This window comes from Psychrobacillus sp. FSL K6-2836 (assembly GCF_038003085.1).
In the GTDB taxonomy this organism is placed as follows: Bacteria; Bacillota; Bacilli; order Bacillales_A; family Planococcaceae; genus Psychrobacillus.
Map to the genome: position 1 here is coordinate 1,534,490 of NZ_JBBOOM010000001.1, position 20,059 is coordinate 1,554,548.

The 20,059-nt window shown below is 37.5% G+C and carries 18 protein-coding genes; 10 read left to right on the forward strand and 8 right to left on the reverse strand.

Annotated features, from left to right (window positions below; translation table 11 throughout):
* Positions 1-166: 166 nt before the first annotated feature.
* The 3 genes from MKY37_RS07065 to MKY37_RS07075 form a co-directional block, all read right to left on the reverse strand.
* The gene (locus MKY37_RS07065; RefSeq protein WP_340775329.1) at positions 167-730 is read right to left on the reverse strand and encodes an NADPH-dependent FMN reductase; all 564 of its coding nucleotides are present in this window, start codon (positions 728-730) and stop codon (positions 167-169) included.
* 82 nt (positions 731-812) lie between these two features.
* Positions 813-2,639, reverse strand: coding sequence for a cation:proton antiporter (locus MKY37_RS07070; RefSeq protein ID WP_340775332.1), 1,827 nt, complete (start codon positions 2,637-2,639; stop codon positions 813-815).
* Positions 2,640-2,650: 11 nt separating this feature from the next.
* The gene (locus tag MKY37_RS07075) at positions 2,651-3,409 is read right to left on the reverse strand and encodes an NAD-dependent epimerase/dehydratase family protein (protein ID WP_340775333.1); all 759 of its coding nucleotides are present in this window, start codon (positions 3,407-3,409) and stop codon (positions 2,651-2,653) included.
* A 77-nt stretch (positions 3,410-3,486) separates the two neighbouring features.
* Between MKY37_RS07075 and MKY37_RS07080 the strand changes: the two genes are divergently transcribed.
* Genes MKY37_RS07080 through MKY37_RS07090 form a run of 3 tightly spaced genes read left to right on the forward strand, consistent with a single transcriptional unit; the run spans position 3,487 to position 6,324 of the window.
* The gene (locus tag MKY37_RS07080) at positions 3,487-4,491 is read left to right on the forward strand and encodes a hypothetical protein (protein ID WP_340775335.1); all 1,005 of its coding nucleotides are present in this window, start codon (positions 3,487-3,489) and stop codon (positions 4,489-4,491) included.
* Between the two features lie 47 nt (positions 4,492-4,538).
* On the forward strand, positions 4,539-4,721 hold the full coding sequence (locus MKY37_RS07085) for an SE1832 family protein (RefSeq protein WP_340775337.1): 183 nt from the start codon (positions 4,539-4,541) through the stop codon (positions 4,719-4,721).
* 37 nt (positions 4,722-4,758) lie between these two features.
* Positions 4,759-6,324: an ABC-F family ATP-binding cassette domain-containing protein gene (locus MKY37_RS07090; protein ID WP_340775339.1), complete on the forward strand. Its 1,566-nt coding sequence runs from the start codon at positions 4,759-4,761 to the stop codon at positions 6,322-6,324.
* A gap of 703 nt (positions 6,325-7,027) precedes the next feature.
* On the opposite strand, the gene MKY37_RS07095 is transcribed toward MKY37_RS07090, so the two are convergent.
* Together MKY37_RS07095 and MKY37_RS07100 are read right to left on the reverse strand one after the other, a co-directional pair.
* A complete protein-coding gene (locus tag MKY37_RS07095) occupies positions 7,028-7,576 on the reverse strand; it encodes an RNA polymerase sigma factor (RefSeq protein ID WP_340775341.1) in 549 nt (182 codons plus the stop codon).
* Positions 7,577-7,971: 395 nt separating this feature from the next.
* Positions 7,972-9,243, reverse strand: a complete 1,272-nt coding sequence (locus MKY37_RS07100; RefSeq protein WP_340775343.1) for a hemolysin family protein — start codon at positions 9,241-9,243, stop codon at positions 7,972-7,974.
* A gap of 172 nt (positions 9,244-9,415) precedes the next feature.
* Here MKY37_RS07100 and MKY37_RS07105 point away from each other — a divergent pair, with 172 nt between their 5' ends.
* Together MKY37_RS07105 and MKY37_RS07110 are read left to right on the forward strand one after the other, a co-directional pair.
* The gene (locus MKY37_RS07105; protein WP_340775345.1) at positions 9,416-10,813 is read left to right on the forward strand and encodes a dipeptidase; all 1,398 of its coding nucleotides are present in this window, start codon (positions 9,416-9,418) and stop codon (positions 10,811-10,813) included.
* A gap of 236 nt (positions 10,814-11,049) precedes the next feature.
* Entirely contained in the window at positions 11,050-11,817 is a 768-nt protein-coding gene (locus MKY37_RS07110) for a hypothetical protein (RefSeq protein ID WP_340775347.1), read from the forward strand.
* Positions 11,818-11,901: 84 nt separating this feature from the next.
* On the opposite strand, the gene MKY37_RS07115 is transcribed toward MKY37_RS07110, so the two are convergent.
* A complete protein-coding gene (locus tag MKY37_RS07115) occupies positions 11,902-12,477 on the reverse strand; it encodes a nitroreductase family protein (RefSeq protein WP_340775349.1) in 576 nt (191 codons plus the stop codon).
* A 213-nt stretch (positions 12,478-12,690) separates the two neighbouring features.
* On the opposite strand from MKY37_RS07115, the gene MKY37_RS07120 reads away from it, so the two are divergent.
* A complete protein-coding gene (locus MKY37_RS07120; RefSeq protein ID WP_340775350.1) occupies positions 12,691-13,263 on the forward strand; it encodes a glycerol-3-phosphate acyltransferase in 573 nt (190 codons plus the stop codon).
* Positions 13,264-13,368: 105 nt separating this feature from the next.
* Positions 13,369-14,217, forward strand: a complete 849-nt coding sequence (locus MKY37_RS07125) for a DegV family protein (RefSeq protein ID WP_340775353.1) — start codon at positions 13,369-13,371, stop codon at positions 14,215-14,217.
* 640 nt (positions 14,218-14,857) lie between these two features.
* Here the strand turns inward: MKY37_RS07125 and MKY37_RS07130 are convergent.
* Positions 14,858-15,346 carry an amidase domain-containing protein gene (locus MKY37_RS07130; RefSeq protein WP_340775356.1) on the reverse strand — a complete coding sequence of 163 codons (489 nt, stop codon included), beginning with the start codon at positions 15,344-15,346 and terminating at the stop codon, positions 14,858-14,860.
* A gap of 113 nt (positions 15,347-15,459) precedes the next feature.
* Here MKY37_RS07130 and MKY37_RS07135 point away from each other — a divergent pair, with 113 nt between their 5' ends.
* A complete protein-coding gene (locus tag MKY37_RS07135; RefSeq protein ID WP_340775358.1) occupies positions 15,460-16,482 on the forward strand; it encodes a DUF2804 domain-containing protein in 1,023 nt (340 codons plus the stop codon).
* Positions 16,483-17,159: 677 nt separating this feature from the next.
* On the opposite strand, the gene MKY37_RS07140 is transcribed toward MKY37_RS07135, so the two are convergent.
* Positions 17,160-18,200 (reverse strand): NAD(P)/FAD-dependent oxidoreductase, encoded by a 1,041-nt coding sequence (locus MKY37_RS07140; protein WP_340775360.1) that lies wholly within the window; start codon positions 18,198-18,200, stop codon positions 17,160-17,162.
* A gap of 123 nt (positions 18,201-18,323) precedes the next feature.
* Here MKY37_RS07140 and MKY37_RS07145 point away from each other — a divergent pair, with 123 nt between their 5' ends.
* Entirely contained in the window at positions 18,324-19,118 is a 795-nt protein-coding gene (locus MKY37_RS07145; RefSeq protein ID WP_340775362.1) for an ABC transporter ATP-binding protein, read from the forward strand.
* Entirely contained in the window at positions 19,119-20,039 is a 921-nt protein-coding gene (locus MKY37_RS07150; protein WP_340775364.1) for an iron-hydroxamate ABC transporter substrate-binding protein, read from the forward strand.
* Positions 20,040-20,059: the final 20 nt, after the last annotated feature.

The following is a 20,059-nucleotide window of genomic DNA, read 5'->3' on the forward strand; positions in this document are numbered from 1 at the left end:
TCAATTTACTTGCTCCCCAGTGTCTATTAATTTCGTATCGGATATTTTTCCATAAATAGTTTTTTTCTCATACACTTTCAACTGTTAAGCAAACATATTTTACGGATCGTAGTTTAATGCACCATAAAAAAAGATGTCTCTATTTACCGAGACATCTTGACTTAACTTAATATGCATCAATTGGTTCTTTGCAGAGGCTTTTGCTCATTTCAGCGTATTGGACAAATACACGAGCGAGCTCTCTCAAACGATCATGTACATCGTTGTCGATAATTACATTATTTTCATCGAAGTGGCTTTTATGCGTATATACATAGTTAGGTGTAACAAGGCATCTAAAATAGTCTAAAATCGGTTTAAGCTGATTTTCAATTACAAGATGATGCTGGTATGTTCCACCATTTGCCACGATTGATACTGGTTTGTAACGCATTGACTTTGGATGTAGGAAATCGAATGTATTTTTTAAAACACCTGGTATGGAACCTTGGAAAATAGGTGATGCGATGATAAAACCATCCGCTTGGTCGAATTTACTCACAAGTAGCTTCATATCATCATTGTAGTTTTCAAATGGACGTCCATCTACAAACTGATGCTCGTAATTTGAAAGTCGAATAATTTCTAAAGTGTACTCTTTATTAAGTTCTTCTATATAGTCTTTCACTTGATCTAAAATGACACCTGTTTTCGTGCCGATAATCGTTCCATCTACGAGTAGAATTTTCACCTTATAAAAACCTCCTTATTCGTCCTTTATTGTATCAAAAAAAGACGTTTTTTTCGCAATAAGAGATCCTATTTATGAAAGTTCATCCTTTCGACGGAGGGGTGTTACCGCAATTTGGCTCTTGTATATGCGTTGGAGGTGTCAAGCTGACAACAAGGTCACCCGGATTCGCACTGAGTTCCATTTTGGTCGTAAAGAACTTCAATGTGCCATCTGCTCGAATAATATAAAGTAAGGTCGATTCTTTAGCACGAGCATCTAGGTATTGGTTGTAATCGTACTGTTCTGTAATATTGGTCTTTCGAATAACAAAGCCCTTTAGCACAAGTTCTGTTAAATCATAAATATTAGCGGAGCTATTAAAAAGCGTTTTACCACCAATAGATGGATGGTACTCATTTTCTGAAACGTTACTGGAGGCAGTTTGATATAGCGCATCTCGACCTAATTCCACTACAAAGTTCGAGCAGATCAATGCATTATAGGCATCCATTTCGGTTGCAGCAATCATTTTAGGAAAGGGAGCCAGATCTAAGGTATACTCCGTTTGCTCGGATAATATATCTCCTGCATAAGTTGGTACTCCTAGTTTTCTTGCATATCGAAGCTGCTCCCATGAATTATCGACTACCAGTACATCCATTTTCTCGTTAAGCAATGAAAGTGCAAGCTCTGCTGTAAAAGCATTTCCTCCTACAATAAGTACGCCCGGTTTTTCTGTAGCAACAAGCTGGAGCTTTTTAGCTACCCAGCCGATGGAAAACCCATGGAAAATTACAGTCGCAAATACAAGGGCAAATGTTAAAGCAGTAAGCATTTCTGCATCCTTATAGCCACTCTCTTGTAGCACAGTAGCAAAATATCCGGAAACTGTGAGTGCCACGATCCCCCGAGGAGCAATCCAACCAATCAATATTTTTTCATTGTTCATTAGGTCCGTTCCAATGGTCGATAACCATATTGATAAAGGGCGAACGATAAACAACATTGCTAATACAAATAATACGATTTGCGGATTGAAAATTTCCAATAAGATACTTGGGTCTAAGGAGGCTGTTAACATTACAAAAATACTAGAAACAAGTAATACGGAAATATTTTCTTTAAAATGTCTCATATCATTGATGGATGCAATATGCATATTGGCCATCGTTATACCCATCGCGGTTACAGCAAGTAAACCTGTTTCATGCATAATTACATCTGAGAAAACAAAAACCAATAGTACAACCGCAAACACGACAGGTGCTTTTAAATACTCAGGTATTTGCCCTTTTTCAAACATTTTCCCCAAGATCCAGCCTAACAACCAGCCCAATCCCCCGGCAAAAATGGAACCTGTGAAAAAAAGTAAAAACGATGTGAACGATTCATTGCCATTTATAAACTTGATAGCTTCAAATGCAAACACCGCTAATAATGCACCAAACGGATCTACTACAATCCCTTCCCATTTTAGAATAGCGGCTGGTCTAGATTTCAACTTCGCTTGTCTAAGTAACGGCAAAATTACCGTCGGGCCAGTCACGATAAATAGTCCCCCGATAACAAAAGCGACAGCAACCGATAGTCCCGCAATATAATGCGCAGCAAGGGAACCTGCGATCCAGGCGATGAAAGCGCCAAGCGTTACAATTCGAGTAAGTGGCTTGCTAAAGCTCCGTACTTCACGAAAATCTAGATTAAGACTTCCTTCAAATAATATAATAGCTACGGCTAAAGAAATAAGCGGGCTAAACAATTCACCCAAGCTCTCCTGTGGATTGATAATACCCAAAACTGGTCCAACCAATAGCCCTACAATCGACATTAATACAATTGCAGGCATTCGAATACGCCATGCTAGCCACTGTGAAAATATCCCTAACACTACAACAAACATCAAAACAAATAACATTGAGTCTAACATAGCTTCTCCCCTTACTTGTTCACTTTTTCCCCATCAACAAAAATATCCTTTCGATTATCCCAATTGAATAATTCTTCTCGTGAAATCGGCTTTTCTTCTAATACCGGCGAAGTTTTAGCATTTAATATATCTAATGGTTTATAAATTGTTATATTCTTCTTTTTATTATGTATTGCGTAATAGTACATAGCAAAAGCTAGTTGCTCCGCTTCAATGGAGCGCATTCTTTTTAAAGGTCCTATTAATAAAGGATTTAATAGTTGGAAAATACCTTCAGATAGGCGCTCTGCTAAGCGAAACTCGCCTCGGTCTCCCGTAAGTAAGGACGGTTTATAAATGAAAAGATGCGGTAATTCCATTTCTATTAATCCCTCCTCCATCCTGCCCTTCACCTGGCTATAGAAAAAAAGAGATTTTTTATTGGAGCCAACTGCAGAGATCACATGAAAATTTGGAATCCCACGTTTTTTGGCTAAGGAAGCAATTCGTAGTGGGTATTCTAAATCTACTCTCTCAAAGTTCTTTTTTGATTTAGCTTTTTTCATCGTAGTTCCTAGACAGCAAAATAGGTCATCCGCAATATCTAAATCATTTTCCCCTAATTTATCAAAATCCTTTACTCGAATGTCTAATTTGGCATGTTTATAAGAAAAATCTCTTCTGACTATCACTGAAACTGCAGCATATTCTTCGCTCTCACATAATTGTTTTACTAAAAACTGTCCAGTAAAACCGGTTGCACCTACTACTATAGCTACTCTTCTAGCCATTTTACTTACCCCCTTGTCATAAGCAACTGTACAAATCCATACACTAAAGAGATAACTTTTAGAAAGGAAGATACAATTTGAAACTAGCTTATTTATTGAATACATTACCACACCGTGGACTTTACCCTGCAGATCGTGCAGTAGCATTGCTTTCTTCGTTAAAACCAACTAACTTCGAAATTTTTGTGCATAGTTCTAATACAAGCCTCATTCAATATTTAAAAAAACAGCAGATACAACCTCTCTTGTATAGAAATAATGCTCACTTAATCGAGGAAATGAAAGCTTTTAGCCCAACTTGCATCATGCATGATGGTGGAAATTCGGAAAAAGATCTAATCCGTCGTTTAAAAGTGTTGGGTAGTGCGCTTATTCATTTGGACGACCATGGAGATGGTGGGACTCTAGCTGATCTTGTTATTCAATCGCTGTATGAAAATCCAAAGGACGTATCGAAAGAGCATTATGTATTTGGTCCGCTTGGATATATTCCAGCCAAAAAAATTGTCTATAAAAATAATAACACGATACAGGATCCCCCGCATATAATCGTATCTTTCCCTCATGAAGATCCCGAAAATTTAACTTACCGAACTTTAAGACATCTTGTACAGCTTCATATTCCACTTCAGATTAGCGTATTAGTGGATGAACATTATAAGCATGACATACTGGAACTGAAACGATTTGCACTTACACGTAAATCCATACAAATTATCTCTACCTCGGAACCTGATATGTACCTTCCTAATAGTGATATTGTTATAACTTCTGGATCGTATATGCCATTCTTAGTTGCGCAATTTCAAATACCTTGCATCGTTCTTTGTGCACACGAGGAAGAAGTTAATTACGCATTCCCACAAGAAGGACATGGCTTCGCAAACCTAGGACTTGGTAGAAAGATAAAACAATCTTATCTACAAAATGCGGTGATGGAAATTATCCTGCATAATAATAGAAGAAACGCCTATATACAAAAACAGAAACGCTTTGATTTTAGTAATAACTTAGTAGAATTGGTAAAACTGATTGAACAAACTGTTTTAAGTTCGAAAGAAGAACAAGAAATCGTACGCTAAGTCCTTTTTTATGCTACAATAAATGCAAAATACTGAAGGTGATCGAAATGACAAAGTCACAGCTACAATCAGAAATTGCAGAGCTGAAATTGGACTATATTAACTTGCAAGGTGATATGGAAAAATTAGAATCAAATGGCCATCCTACTCAGGTTGAAAATGCTGAACGTAGACTAGCGAAAATGGAAGAAAAACTTGCAGAACTAAACAAACAGCTCGCGGAATTATAATAATCCGCAGAGCTTTCTTTTTGGAGGAAATAAAGACATGAGCTTATTAGTAGAAAATTTAGGACATACATTCGGAGATCGTACCCTTTTCAAGGAAGTTTCATTTCGCTTAGTCGAAGGTGAGCATGTAGGTCTTGTAGGTGCAAATGGTGTTGGAAAATCAACATTGATGAATATATTAACAGGAGAAATCATTCACGACGAAGGCCGGGTGGAATGGCTACCAGGTACCCATTACGGATACTTAGATCAGCACACTCGTCTAGAATCGGGTCGTACGATGTTTGATACGCTTCGCGATGCTTTTTTACCGCTTTATAAAAAAGAAGCAGAGTTAAACGAAATTATTGGCAAAATGGCAGAAGCTACTCCCGAAGAGCTTGAAGTGTTATTGGAGCAAATGGCAGAAATTCAAGATGCTTTAGATGCTGGTGACTTTTATTCATTGGATATGAAGGTAGAAGAGGTTGCTCGAGGTCTAGGATTGGACGCTATTGGGTTAGACCGCCCAGTGGAAGCACTTTCTGGGGGTCAGCGTACAAAGGTATTACTTGCCAAGCTATTATTAGAAAAGCCTAAAGTATTATTACTGGATGAGCCTACCAACTATTTAGATGAAGAGCATGTAAACTGGCTATCCAACTATTTGAAAAACTATCCCCATGCTTTTTTATTAATCTCGCATGACACTGAATTCATGAATGGTATTGTAGGAGTCATCTTCCAGTTAGAATTTTCAAAACTGACAAGATACACAGCATCCTACGAGAAGTTCTTAGAGCTTGCCGAGTTGAATAAAAGACAGCATATCGATGCTTATGAGAAGCAGCAGGATTTCATAAAAAAACAAGAAGACTTTATCGCTAAAAATAAAGCACGATACTCAACGACAGGACGAGCAAAATCTCGTCAAAAACAGCTAGACCGAATCGAACGAATTGATCGTCCTGAAACGGCTGCAAAACCAGAATTTAGCTTCAAGGAATCTCGCAGCCCTAGTCGCTACGTTGTAGAAGCAGAGCATTTGGAAATCGGCTATGATAAGGCGTTACTACCTCCATTGACATTTACAATTGAGCGTGGTGAAAAAATAGCCCTAGTCGGCATGAACGGGGTCGGTAAATCGACTTTACTAAAAACAATCCTTGGCAAAATACCTCCTCTAAACGGAAAAGTAACACGTGGTGATTTCTTAACCCCTTGTTATTTCGAACAGGAAGTAAAAGCCGACAATATCACACCGATCGAAGCTATCTGGGAAACGTATCCAAGCATGGGACAAGCCCAAGTGCGTGGCGCATTAGCTAGAACTGGTCTAAAGAGCGAGCATATCTCCCGTCCGCTATCTAGTTTAAGTGGTGGCGAACAAGCAAAAGTTCGTCTATGTAAATTAATGATGGAAGAAACGAACTGGTTAATCTTCGATGAGCCGACAAACCATCTGGATATACATGCAAAAGAAGAGTTGAAACGTGCTATGACCGAGTTCAAAGGCACAATTGTGCTAGTTAGCCATGAACCAGAATTTTACGAAGGCCTTGTAACAAAAGTATGGAACGTGGAAGAATGGTTCTCTACAGGTAAAGAGGTCATTAAAGAATAATGAATACATGGAGACCCTAAGTGTATATGCACTCAGGGTCTTTTCCGTTTGCTGATTATCAGCGAGTGTTCACTGGTCACTGGCTATACGAGAGACAACCTCCGGGCATCCGAGAGGGATTCTTCCTCATACGAGAGAGAACTAACCCTATCCGAGAGACAACCGCTATACGAGAGGGTTCGCTGGCTATATGAGAGCAATCTCCGGGTATCCGAGAGGGATTCATCCTCATACGAGAGAGACTTGACCCTATCCGAGAGACACTGCTATATGAGAGTGTTCGCTGGCTATATGAGAGCAATCAACGGGTATCTGAGAGGGATTCATTCTCATACGAGAGAGACCTGACCCTATACGAGAGTGTTCGCTGGCTATACGAGAGGATTTGCTGGCTATATGAGAGCAATCAACGGGTATCCGAGAGTGATTCCTCCTAATACGAGAGAGAATTAATCCTCTCCGAGAGACAACCGCTATACGAGAGTGTTCACTGGCTATACGAGAGCAATCATCGGGCATCAGGGAGGGATTCCTCCTCATACGAGAGAGACCTAACCCTATCCGAGAGACAACCGCTATACGAGAGCGACCACGGGGTATCCGAGAGAGAATTCATCCTATACGAAAGCCCCCCCTCCTTCTTCTTCGAAAAGAGTGTAAATCAAAAAATGCCTCCTATTTTCTTAATAGGAGGCTCTTACTATTACGCTAACACTAATGATTCTTTTGCAATTTCGTCATTCATTATTAATTCTTTCAAACGTTGTTTTGCACGGAACAATCTAGATTTTACTGTACCTATTGATACCTTCATTACTTCCGCAATTTCGATTAGGGAAAATTGATGTACATAGAAATACATTACTGTTTTCTGATATATACCATCTAATTCACTAACTTTGGTTCTAATCATTTCACCAACGTCTTCTTTCTCTAATTGCTCTTCAACTGTTAATACATCTGCTGCGATTAAGTCCAGCAAAGAAATATCTAATTGCTCTGGCTGATTTGCTACGTATTTGCTGCGTCTTACCTGTTTGCGGTATCGATCGCGAAATGTATTCATACAAATAGTCGTTAACCATGCTTTTACATGATCCACTTCTTTCATATAAGACTCGTATCGTACGACTTTTACCCAAACTTCTTGCATTAAGTCTTCAGCTTCTATTTGGTTTTTAGTTAATTTCAAAGATAAATAATATATATAACGATTATATTCCTCGTAAATTTCTTCTAATTGAACCTGCATGTTATTTTTCCTCCGCTCGGCTTTTCTTGTTAACTCTATAATGCCAAACTTTAACCTTACCCTCCATCGTATTCTCTTTCAGGAAAATTACAAAGGTGTAAGCCAAATATTAGGAGGTTAATCTAACGGCTATATTGCCGATACTTATTTTATCGGTATTTTCCCTGTTGATTTGCTACTTACTTACTTACTTACTTACTTACTTACTTACTTACTTACTTACTTACTTACTTACTTACTTACTTACTTACTTACTTACTTACTTACTTACTTACTTACTTACTTACTTACTTACTTACTTACTTACTTACTTACTTACTTACTTACTTACTTACTTACTTACTTACTTACTTACTTAAAACAATTATATACCCCACAAAAAAACAAGAGGAGTACTAGTCCTCTTGTTTTTCGGGTTCAGGCCATGTAGCCTCTTCTCTTTTCGTGATAGTCAACTTAACAATACGACTGCGATCCATTTCATTGATCTCGACCATTAAATCCTCGTAAGCGAATTGTTCATTCTCTTCTGGCACATGCCCTAATTGATCTAAGACAAAGCCACCGATTGTTTCATTTTCATTGACAATAGAAATGTTGAATAGTGAATTGACTTCTTCAATTTCCATTCTACCTGCACAGACTAAACGGCTTTCCGTCATCTCATGGACAAGAATTTCTTCGTCATCATCTGTTTCGTCTTCTATTTCCTGCCCAATCATTTCTTCTATTAAATCTTCATGGGTTACGATTCCAAGTGTTCCACCATATTCATCTAATACAATAGCCATATGTTTTTTATGGGTCAGCATTAGTTTAAATACTTTTTCTACACTCAAGGTTTGTACGACAAATACTGGATCTTTATCGATAAATGTATCGAGCCCTACAGATGTATCCATTGACCATTCGATAAACTTTTTCGAATAAAACATACCAACAATTGTATCTAAGCTATCGTCATAAACCGGATATCTTGTATAATGATGCTCCAGAATGGTATCTCGAACTTCTTCATATGTAGCTTCAATAGGAATACCTACTACTTCTGTTCTATGTGTAGACAAAACATCAGAGACATCCTTATTTGGAAAATCGAGCATTCCTTTTATGCGTTCTGATTCTTCATCTTCAAAGGTTCCATCCGTTGAAGCAAGATCAACCATAGATAGTAGCTCTTCTTTCGTAATTGTCGTTTCTGTTATAGCACCTTTTGAACCAATTCGAATAAATAAATTCGTGATTTCAGATATAAAAGCTGTAATTGGACGCAAAATGATGACAAGCAAGCGTATAAGTGGAGAAACTACATACACAACTCGATCCGAAAACGTAGCGGCAATCGTTTTGGGAAGTACTTCACAAAATAAAATAATAAACACTGTTAAAATGGCAATAGACCAACCAATATGCCATTCAAACTGCTCTGCGATCAATATTAAAATTACTGCCATACTTATATTTGCTACTGTATTTCCTACTAAGATAGTGATAATCATTCGGTCCGGCTTAGATAGTAGGGCAAGTAGTTTCTCCGATTCTGTGTCTCCCTGTTCCGCTCTTAGCTGGACCTTCGTCCTATTAACTGTCATTAACGCTGTTTCACTACCTGATAGAAAAAGGGATACAAGTACTGAAAGAGCAAAAAGTACAAATTCTATGTACAAAATTGTTGCCTCCTGTGAGTATTAATACGTTCATATGTTTTCTTACTACTATATCATATTGTGATTTTAGTTGTCACAAAACTAATATCGACCATGACTAAATTACCTATTACACACAAAACTTATGCTATACTATTTCTATTCACGAAATTTTTTGAAAAGAGGGATTGTAATGAGTCAATTAACTACATTAGACCATTATTTTACAGAAAAAAGAGAAGAACATTTAGAAGAATTAAAACAGTTTTTACGTATCCCAAGTATTTCTTCTTTATCTGAACATAAAGAGGATATGCAAAAGGGCGCTCAGTGGCTAGCTGATTCCTTAACAAAAGCAGGATTGGACAACGTCTTAGTCGATAAAACTAGCGGACATCCAGTTGTCTATGCTGATTGGTTACATGCTGAAGGCAAGCCTACAATGCTTATATACGGGCATTATGATGTTCAACCAGTAGATCCCCTTAATCTATGGGATAGCGAACCATTTGAACCTCAAATGAGGGACAATAAATTATACGCACGTGGATCAAGTGATGATAAAGGGCAAGTATTTATGCACGTAAAAGCTATTGAAGCACTTCTTCAAACAAATAAAAACTTACCTGTAAATGTTAAGTTTTTAATTGAAGGAGAAGAAGAAGTTGGTAGCCCTAATCTAGAAGAATATATTGAAAATAATAAAGCAAAACTTGCAGCAGACGTTATCGTAATTTCCGATACAGGGATGCAGGGCCCTGGACAGCCAGCAGTTTGCTACGGTTTGCGCGGGTTATGCGGCGTTCAAATTGATGTAAAAGGTGCAAAAGGTGATCTTCACTCCGGACTTTATGGTGGTGGCGTTCAAAACTCCATCCATGCATTAGTTTCTATATTAGAATCTTTCCGTGATGCTGAGGGAACAATTGAAGTAGAAGGTTTCTATGACAATGTCCGTTCTTTATCTGCAGAAGAAAGAGAAGCTTATGCCTCCCTTGGCTTCGACGAAGATGAATTGAAGGCCGAAGTTGGTGTTGATGAATTATTCGGCGAAAAAGGCTACACTCATTTAGAACGTGTCTGGGCACGCCCTACTTTAGAGATCAATGGTGTCTTCGGAGGTTTCTCTGGTGAAGGTATTAAAACAGTACTTCCAAGTGAAGCAGGTGCTAAAATCACTTGTCGATTAGTACCCGATCAAGATCCAGACGAAATTGTTGCTAAACTAAGAGCACATATTGAAAAGAACAAGCCAGTTGGAGTAACTGTTACACTAACGGAATTCGATAAAGGTAAACCGTTCATCACTCCTTTCGACCATCCTGCTATACAAGCAGCTGGGCGCAGTTACGAAAAAGTATATAACGTTCCTACAGCATATACTCGGGGCGGAGGTTCTATTCCTATTGTTGCTGCATTTGACGAAATTCTTGGACTTCCGGTCGTATTAATGGGCTTTGGCTTGTCTTCAGAAAATTTCCATGCACCTAACGAGCACTTCCATTTAGAAAACTTTGACCAAGGCCTACGTGTAATTGGGGATTACTATTTTGAGTTAGCTGAGCTTTCGAAAGAAGATTTAAAGAAATAACTATTTCAAACACATGGGTTGTCTAATCCATGTGTTTTTTAACTTTCTGTCTAGCTCCAGCGCCTAGCCCGCCTGAGTCGCTTCAGGATTTCAAGGCACACGATGTGGGTCAATCAGTCGTTGCGAAATGTTTTTTATCTTGCGACGAGCTATGCGCAGGAGCACCACGATGTCGCGAACTTAGACTGACTTCCAAAACATAGGCGCTTGCGCTTTTCTTAACATAGGAGGATTGTATGGATACAACTGGAGTTAGTTTTTTCTCCCGTAAGCTAATAGCGACCTTCATTACCACAACATTTATAGCTATGTTCATTGCCCTTTCCAATGTAGATATGGCTAGTTATGGACAGGGTAATCATTTTGTAGGCTGGACTTTCTTTTTCTGTTTGTACGTCGGAGCAGTAATCTTAGTATACGGAAATATTATTTCAATTGGGGTCGAATTATTACAAAGAAAATATTTTGCCCGTAAAAAATGGCTATATGTAGGCATACTTGGGATTTTCGGAGCATTATTTGGGATTGTTTATGAGGAAATGCCCTTAGCCATTTATAGTTTTTTTATAGCAATCTTCTTTGCTCTTTTAGATTTATGGTTGATGAAAAATAGCTATAAAACAAAGCAGTTATTCTTCCTAATTTTCTCTCCTTTACTTTTCTTTTTTTGTCTTTGGGTGTTTTTAGAAGTCACGTCGCCTCCCGTCCCTCCTTTTACAGCAGATGACGCAGTTTCATATGCGACAGCGGGTGAAGGTACGATGATTAGCGAGTTTCCAAAAGAAGTTGGAACATGGACTGGAACTATTGAAGACTATGAAGTCAAAAGAGAAACAAGCGTAATTTCCATTGGTGACGAGGAATACGTAGTAACCTTTGAGGAAGAATGGAAAAAAGGATACATCTCAGGAAGCTATCTTACTTCTTATATCGTAGATCGAAATTCTATGACAATCAAAGAATCAGAAGGTAATTCTCCTCCATATTATGCTAAGAATCCATAATATAGAAAATTGTTTTGGATATAACTAAAAAAATAAATAAGCGGAAGAGAGATGAATCCTCGCTTCCGCATATGTTACTTCGTTTTATTCTTTCTTCTCAAATATAGTTACTAGGTCTTCTACACCTTTTCGATCTTTCGGTCTCGGCATTTCATCAAAGTAGCCCACTTGAAGCATACTGATAATACGTTCTCCAGGTTGAATATCAAGCGCTTTGCGGAATAATGGATTGTCCAAATATCCTGGTGTTTTCCAGCAAGATCCAATACCTCGGTCCCACGCCAGTAATTGAATATTCTGTACAAGCATACTTGCTGCAGCATAATCTTCTAAACGTTCCTTTTGACGAGCATCCTCAGGGACTACAACAAATACATATCCTCCAGGAGTCGTAAATTTCTTCATTTGTTTTTCTAAATCTTCTTCCGAAAGCTCTTTCCATTTTGGAAGTGCAAATTCCTTTATTACACTATATAAATCTTCTAATTCTTTTCCACATGCCACTATAAATCTCCATGGCTGTCTCAATTGATGGTTAGGTGCCCACACCGCGTCATCAATGATTGATAATAGTATATCTCTTTCTACAGGCTGTCCATTAAATAATTTAATGGATCTTCTTTGAATTATTGCATCGCGTACCGTTAGTGATTGCACCATTTATTATTTCATTCTCCCTTTTACTATTAAGTTATTTTCTCCATCATACCAATTTAATCATTCATAAGAAAGTGACTTGATTTTTTTCGTTTTACTTGGATACATTTAGAGCGTAATACGATATTTATTTCCATGTATCATGGTGTAAAATAATATTTAAGGGTCAAATAGTAGTTCTTCCTTTACTTTACATATATTAATTGAGGTGACAGTATGCTCTTCTATTGGTTGTTTAGTTATATAATCGGTAACTTTCTTTCTGCTTGGTGGATTGGAAAATGGAAAAAGATTGATTTAAGAAATGAACGAAGTGGTAATTTAGGTGCAAGAAATGCTGGTGCAGTACTTGGGAAATCTGCATTTCTTCTCACATTTTTGGGTGACTCTTTAAAAGGTGTCCTTGTTATTTATATCGGCTTTTATTTTGAATATTCTTTGGAACTTATTGCTATTGGAGGGTTAGCGGTAATTTTGGGACATCTTTTTCCATTTTGGTTAAAGGGTAAGGGCGGTAAAGGGATAGCCACGTTCATAGGTATATCGCTAGTTATAGAACCAGCATTGTTTGGTATGTTGGTCATTTGTTTTATCGTTTTGCTGGCGTTTCTTAGAAGCGCAACACTTAGCATGACCATTTCATTTAGTGCATATGCTATTTTGTCTTGGACAATACCTGCATTTGTTTCCTTGTGGCCGCTTTCTATTGCTATTCTCATCATTCTAGTTCGCCACCGATTAGATATCGTGGAATCGTGGGACAAAAGATGGTGGAAAAAAACAATTTAATATTATTACTTTTATAATATTTAGCCAAAAAAATGAACAGACAATTAGACTTAGTATGATATAATTACTATCATTTAAATACTAAATTAGATAGGATGTTCGAAAATGACTTTGAAAAAAATTGCGTGGGTAGTCGATAGTAGTGCGTACATGAGTAATACATTAAAAGACCACCCAGATGTATACGTACTCCCTCTTAATATTCATTTTGGTATAGAACAATTTGTAGATGGCATAGATCTAACACCCGACCAATTATACGATCGTATTCGTAATGGAACAGAATCAGCTAAAACTTCTCAACCTTCTGCAGGTGAATTTGCCAAGTTATATGAAAAGCTGAGTAAAGAATATGATTCAATTATAGCAATTCATGTTTCTAAAAGTCTTAGCGGGACCCTTTCTTCGTCTATTAGTGGAGCTCAGATTGCACTCGTCCAAGTAGAATTTATTGACTCCTTTTCCTTATCAGCAGGTATTACAGGATTAGTCGAAAAAGGATTGGAGCTACAAGAAAAAGGTCATTCATACACGGAGATTGCAGTGGAGTTAAGGGAAATGACTATGAAGTTTCGTAACTATATTTTAATAGGTAACTTAACCCAACTGTATAAAGGCGGAAGATTGAGCAGTGCACAATTCTATTTAGGAAGCCTCCTTAAAATAAAACCAATTATTCAAATCACCCAACAAGGGGAGCTTAAGGAATTAGATAAAGTTCGATCTTATAAAAAGGCAATCCAGTATCTTATTAATAAGGCGCTTGAAGCTGCAGATAAGGATGGTTTAAAGCATGTGTATATAATGCATGCCAACGCAGAGCAACAGGCCAATGACTTAAAAGAAGCCATTTTGCAGCAAGCGCCAGATTTACATTTTACTATCGGTGAAATAAGCACATCCCTTGCAGTACACGCTGGCGAGGATACTGTTGCCTTACTTTGGTATTTGTAAGACATACCCAATATACAGCTTAACTTTTTCGAGGCAAGTTAATGTAATAGCAGACATAGGAAAAAATCGGCAAAAAATGCCCATTCATTTAAGTTCAAATCCTGTTTCTACCGTTTTCGAAGTGCTTTGGACAGTCTTGTTGCTATATGATTACCGAGTGAATTTTAAGTGTTGATGATTGTGACAGAAGTCACAACCATCAACACTTTTTTCGGTAATCTTATGGCATTTGTCCCACTCTAACCGGCAGTAGACTCCCATTTCGATGTTGGACCTAAACGACAAAAAGCATAAGTGGGAGATAACTGCCCGTAAAAGCCCGAATGGTTCGGGCCAACAGGATGTTGGTCACTCAGGCATTGCCGCACTACGCGGCGTTATTTGCCTGAGTTCACTCAGCACGGAATGAAGTTTTAATTTGTCTGTCCATCGTCCTTCAAAAACCTTCGGAAACTGGTTAGTGCATTTTTTGGTAACTAGAGAAAAGATAATCACTTATACTTAGAATAAGCGCACACTCTTTATGAAAACAGATTTCAAAAAGACTCCCGATTTTCCAATATCGGGAGTCTTTTTGGATTTTACATATGGTTATTACCTGATAAACCCTAATTTTACTTATACCTGTAGTGAATTGACGTTAAAATTTATCTTTTATGTGGAAAAATATATACTTTGTTCTTGGTGTATGTGCATAAGAATCCTCGTAACTCCAATATCGATTACGGCTATTATTCGTATGCGCGTTAACATAAGGAACACCATTCTGAACACTTGTTACAATGGTCGAGTGATCGTATCTACCATCTCCTTGGAAATCATAAAAAATAAGATCACCTGGGATTAACTGATCAGGTGAATTAACTTGTGTTGCCTGCAGACCTTTTGTAGAGCCCGCTAAGTACCAACGTAAGGAGTGTGGAGTACTCCAGCTCAAACTCCATGTGTCATTACTCAACCACCACCCCCGTTCCCTATTTGGTTGCCCCCTCATAGGTGCCCCCCCCGCAAACAAGCATTGTGAAATGTAATTTGTGCAGTCCACATCGAACATCGGAAATCTTGGGTTATAGCTATTCCACCACTTTTGCGCATAGGCTACTGCTGCTTCACGATTGTAAGTTGCCAATTTTCATCCTCCCTCTATTTTGTTTATATGATTAAACAGAAAATATATGCTAGTATGGAATTAATGAACTAATTTATTTTTTTGACAAATTACTTTTGAAAGGAAGATGGCCAGTGAAACAGCATGCAGAAAAAGAAATTTCAGAGCCCACTTTACTTTGCGATAAAAAAGGTAATTTGAATCCAAAAGCAATTGGATACGCTAGGAAGCCCCTAATTGAAAGCAATTTGAAAGGTCACTATATGCGTAAAAAAAAGTGGAATTATTGGTGTGTTTTTGGGGATGATATTCTTTTTTCTGCAACTATCAGCCATCTAGATTACGCTGCGGTTTGCTTTGTCTATTTCCTTAACTATGAAACGCAACGATATGTTGAAAAGACAGTTACGATTCCACTGGGAAATAAGCTAAAAATGCCAACTAATATTTTGGAAAGTATTCAACTTCATTCGAAAGAAATGTCTATCCAATTACTTTATATCCAAAATGAAACTCATATGACGGTAACTATCCCAGATTTTGATGGTGATTTATTGCATGCAGATTTACATATATCTCACCCTGCCGAGGATGAATCCTTGAATGTAGTAATTCCTTGGAATCGTACGCAATTTCAATTTACCGGGAAGCATCATACATTACCAACATCTGGGTTTGTGAAGGTTGGTGATTCTCGCTTTAGCTTTCACCAAGAGGACAATTTTGCAGTACTCGATTATGGTAGAGGAGTTTGGCCAAGAGAAGCTATATGGAACTGGGGATTTGCTTCTCAACGAGTTGGTTCTAAAAGAATTGGATTGAATTTTGGGGGTAAATGGACAGACGGTACAGGTATGACCGAAAATGCTATTATCATTGATGGCAAAATGACCAAAATCCATGAAGACTTATTGTTTACATACGATACGAATGACTTTATGAAACCATGGAAGGTCAACACAAAGTTTTCCGATGAAGTGAATATGACATTCACCCCCTTTTTCCATCGTATTGCTAAAACAGATTTGAAACTTATTTCCTCCGAGGTTCATCAAATGATGGGCTATTTTAACGGCAAAATCCAACTAGAAAATGGACCTACCCTTGAGGTAAAACAATTACTTGGATGTATTGAAGAACATAAAGCTAGATGGTAATTTCTCGAAAAACAGACAAAAAATGCCTGCTCTTTTAAGTTCACAACCTGTTTCAAATGTTTTTTGAAGGGCTTCGGACTGAGGTTTTACTATAAAATTATCGAGTGAATTTTTAGTTCTATTGGTTGAGACATACGTCACAGCCAACAGAACTTTTTTTTGGTAATCTTATGGCGTATGTCTTTCAATTCTAAAAACAGGTTAATGCATTTTTGGTTAATTAGAGAAAAGATACTATCTTATTCATAGTGACAGCCCTCGAAGATGTAATTTCGTTCGCTACCACGCTTCTTTACGGGGCAAACACTTACTATTTTTCTTTACTTCCGATAGTGTAAATTCTTACAATACTATGAGCACTAGGTGTATAGCTAAATACTCCATATTCGTAGCTTTTGAGAAAAGCATTTTGTTTTTACTTGCTCTCTTCTATTATTTACTTGCTTCCATCTGTATATTACTTACGCTCGTAAGGATTTACTTGCTCTAATTCTATATTTACTTGCGATCAATTACCTTTCACTTTCGAAACGGATAATATTTTCAAATCATTTTAGTAATTCGCAATCTAAATGTGTAGAATCTAATTTACTAACAACATAAAAAAAGTTGTCCCCAAGTATAGATTACTTAGAGACAACTTTTTTTGGTGGGTAGGAGAACTTCATGCATTCTTTTTATACGAGTTGCTTCACTAACTTTTTATTTCGTTCTTTAAATACTTCATTATGTGAAGATACCATTGCAAATTTGTTAGCATCAGGTTGGATATATTGTTTAGCCTGATTGACTGCATTTGCAGCATCTTGGAAGGTACCAGCTATTAAGTTTACTTTGCCTGGATATTGAATGATATCCCCTGCTGCATAAATACCATCGATGGATGATTCACAAGAGCTAGTGCCCTTCACATAAAAATCATCTGCAATATCAATTGGCATTTCACTATTTTTTAGAAGCTCTGCATCCTGATCATAGCCATGGTTTATAATAACCTCATCGATTTCTATATGCGTTGTCTTTCCTGTTTCATTGTCCAAAACGGCAACTCGTTGTATCATATCGTGGTTATCATTGGCGATTAGCTTAGTAATCTTTGTATTGAAAAAGCAGGTTACAGAGCTCTCTAATAATTGAGTAACTTGTGCTTCATGACCATTTAACGAATCTTTACGATATGTTACATATACTTTTTTCGCAATCGGCTCCAGCTCGTTGGCCCAGTCAATTGCTGCATTACCTCCGCCTGAGATAATAACGGTTTTATCCTTAAAGCGTTGAATTGATTTGACTGTGTAGTTTAAGTTGCTGACCTCGAATCGTTCAGCCCCTTCGATTTCTAGCTTGGTCGGCTTTAAAATCCCACTACCTACTGCAATGATAATAGTTTTCGAATAATGTTTAACGCCTGAAGTAGCATGCAAAACAAAAATACCGTCTTCTCGACGAGTTATCGATTCTACTTTCTCATTCACTACAACTTCAGGGTCAAATGTTAGTCCTTGTTGAACTAATTGATCGATTAAACGCTCTCCAGAAATTGGAGTTTGCCCACCTACGTCCCAAATCATTTTTTCGGGATACACATGTAGCTTTCCACCTAATTGAGGTTGAAATTCTATAATTTTCGTTTTCATTTCTCTTAAACCACTATAAAAAGCAGAGTATAGGCCAGCTGGGCCCCCACCAATAACCGTCACATCAAATACATTATGCATTTTCAGTCTCCCACCCTAAAAAAAATTTTGTTGACATAAGTTAAATTATTAAATATAGTTGCTAATATGATAATGATAATCGTTATCAATAAAATAAGCAAGAATTAGTTTGGAGGTATTCAAATGGTTCGTTTATATACGGACGATTTATCCATTGGCTACGGTGAGCAACTCATCGTTAAGGATTTGTCTGTGCAAATTCCAAATCAGAAAATAACTACAATAATAGGACCAAACGGATGTGGTAAGTCCACTCTTCTCAAAGCGATTACACGAATCATTTCTCATCAATCTGGTGCGGTTGTATTAGATGGTAAAAACGTTGCGAAAGAAAACACTAAAATTCTCGCAAAAAAAATGGCCATTTTACCTCAAACACCTGAGAGTGCAAGCGGTCTCACTGTAGGAGAATTGGTATCGTATGGACGCTTTCCTTACCAAACTGGTTTTGGAAGACTTTCTAAAAAGGATTACGAGGTGATAGATTGGGCACTGCAAGTGACTAATACTAGCACATTTAAGTATTTACCGGTCGATTCTCTTTCCGGTGGTCAACGTCAGCGTGTATGGATAGCGATGGCCCTTGCACAAGAAACAGAAATTATATTTCTTGATGAACCTACCACTTATTTAGATATGGCACATCAATTAGAAGTTCTTGAGCTTCTGCAGCGCCTAAATCAGCAAGAGAAACGAACTATTGTAATGGTCTTACACGATTTGAACCAAGCAGCACGTTTTGCAGACTATGTCGTTGCTTTAAAGGCAGGACAAATTGTAAAAGCTGGTCCTTGTGAAGAAGTAATCACGAAAGAAGTATTACGTGATGTCTTTAATATAGATGCCGAAATTGGAATAGATCCACGAACAAATAAACCAATGTGTATTACATACGATTTACTAAAAGGAGAAAAATAAATGAAAAAGTTAATATTGACGATTTCAATCTTATTAGTACTAATCCTCGGTGCTTGCAACAGTGAGACTAAGGATTCGAAAGCAAGTGAAACGAAAGATGAACCCACTACCATTACGTACGAATCTGAAACTGGTCCTGTAGAAGTTCCAGCAGATCCTAAACGAGTTGTAGTTCTTTCAACTTATGCAGGAAACGTAGCTGCACTAGACGTAAATTTAGTTGGAGTAGATTCTTGGTCAAAGTCTAACCCAGGATACGATTCTTACCTAGCGGATGTGGAGGAAGTATCGGAAGAAAACTTAGAAAAAATTATTGAATTAGACCCAGATTTAATCATCGGCTCCTCTACCACACAAAACTTGGATAAAATAAAAGAAATAGCTCCAACTGTTACATTCACTTATGGAAAAGTAGATTATTTGACACAGCATTTAGAAATAGGAAAACTACTGAATAAAGAAAAAGAAGCACAAACATGGATAGATGATTTCAAAGAACGTTCAGCAGTAGCCGGAGAAGAAATTAAAGCAGTAATTGGTGAGGATGCAACTATTTCCGTTATTGAAAACTTCGACAAGCAATTATATGTGTTCGGAGATAATTGGGGACGAGGTACAGAAGTTATCTATCAAGCAATGGGACTGAATATGCCTGAAAAAGTAAAAGAAATGGCTTTAGAAGCTGGTTATTATGCTTTATCTTTAGAGGTTCTTCCTGAATATGCAGGAGACTATGTCATCTTTAGTAAAGTAGCAGATCAAGATAATTCATTCCAAGAGACAGATGTATTTAAAAATATTCCCGCTGTTCAAAATGGACAACTGTTTGAAGCAAATGCAGAAGAGTTTTACTTTAATGATCCTATCTCGTTAGATTATCAATTGGAGTTCTTTAAAGACAGCTTTTTAAACAGTAAGTAATAATAGTGGAGGAATTCTTA

Coding starts and splice junctions, on each gene's coding strand:
- MKY37_RS07115 (WP_340775349.1), bottom strand. CDS start 12,477: ATGGTGCAATCACTAACGGTACGCGATGCAATAATTCAAAGAAGATCC.
- MKY37_RS07075 (WP_340775333.1), bottom strand. CDS start 3,409: ATGGCTAGAAGAGTAGCTATAGTAGTAGGTGCAACCGGTTTTACTGGA.
- MKY37_RS07145 (WP_340775362.1), top strand. CDS start 18,324: ATGGTTCGTTTATATACGGACGATTTATCCATTGGCTACGGTGAGCAA.
- MKY37_RS07090 (WP_340775339.1), top strand. CDS start 4,759: ATGAGCTTATTAGTAGAAAATTTAGGACATACATTCGGAGATCGTACC.
- MKY37_RS07105 (WP_340775345.1), top strand. CDS start 9,416: ATGAGTCAATTAACTACATTAGACCATTATTTTACAGAAAAAAGAGAA.
- MKY37_RS07095 (WP_340775341.1), bottom strand. CDS start 7,576: ATGCAGGTTCAATTAGAAGAAATTTACGAGGAATATAATCGTTATATA.
- MKY37_RS07120 (WP_340775350.1), top strand. CDS start 12,691: ATGCTCTTCTATTGGTTGTTTAGTTATATAATCGGTAACTTTCTTTCT.
- MKY37_RS07140 (WP_340775360.1), bottom strand. CDS start 18,200: ATGCATAATGTATTTGATGTGACGGTTATTGGTGGGGGCCCAGCTGGC.
- MKY37_RS07070 (WP_340775332.1), bottom strand. CDS start 2,639: ATGTTAGACTCAATGTTATTTGTTTTGATGTTTGTTGTAGTGTTAGGG.
- MKY37_RS07150 (WP_340775364.1), top strand. CDS start 19,119: ATGAAAAAGTTAATATTGACGATTTCAATCTTATTAGTACTAATCCTC.
- MKY37_RS07110 (WP_340775347.1), top strand. CDS start 11,050: ATGGATACAACTGGAGTTAGTTTTTTCTCCCGTAAGCTAATAGCGACC.
- MKY37_RS07125 (WP_340775353.1), top strand. CDS start 13,369: ATGACTTTGAAAAAAATTGCGTGGGTAGTCGATAGTAGTGCGTACATG.
- MKY37_RS07085 (WP_340775337.1), top strand. CDS start 4,539: ATGACAAAGTCACAGCTACAATCAGAAATTGCAGAGCTGAAATTGGAC.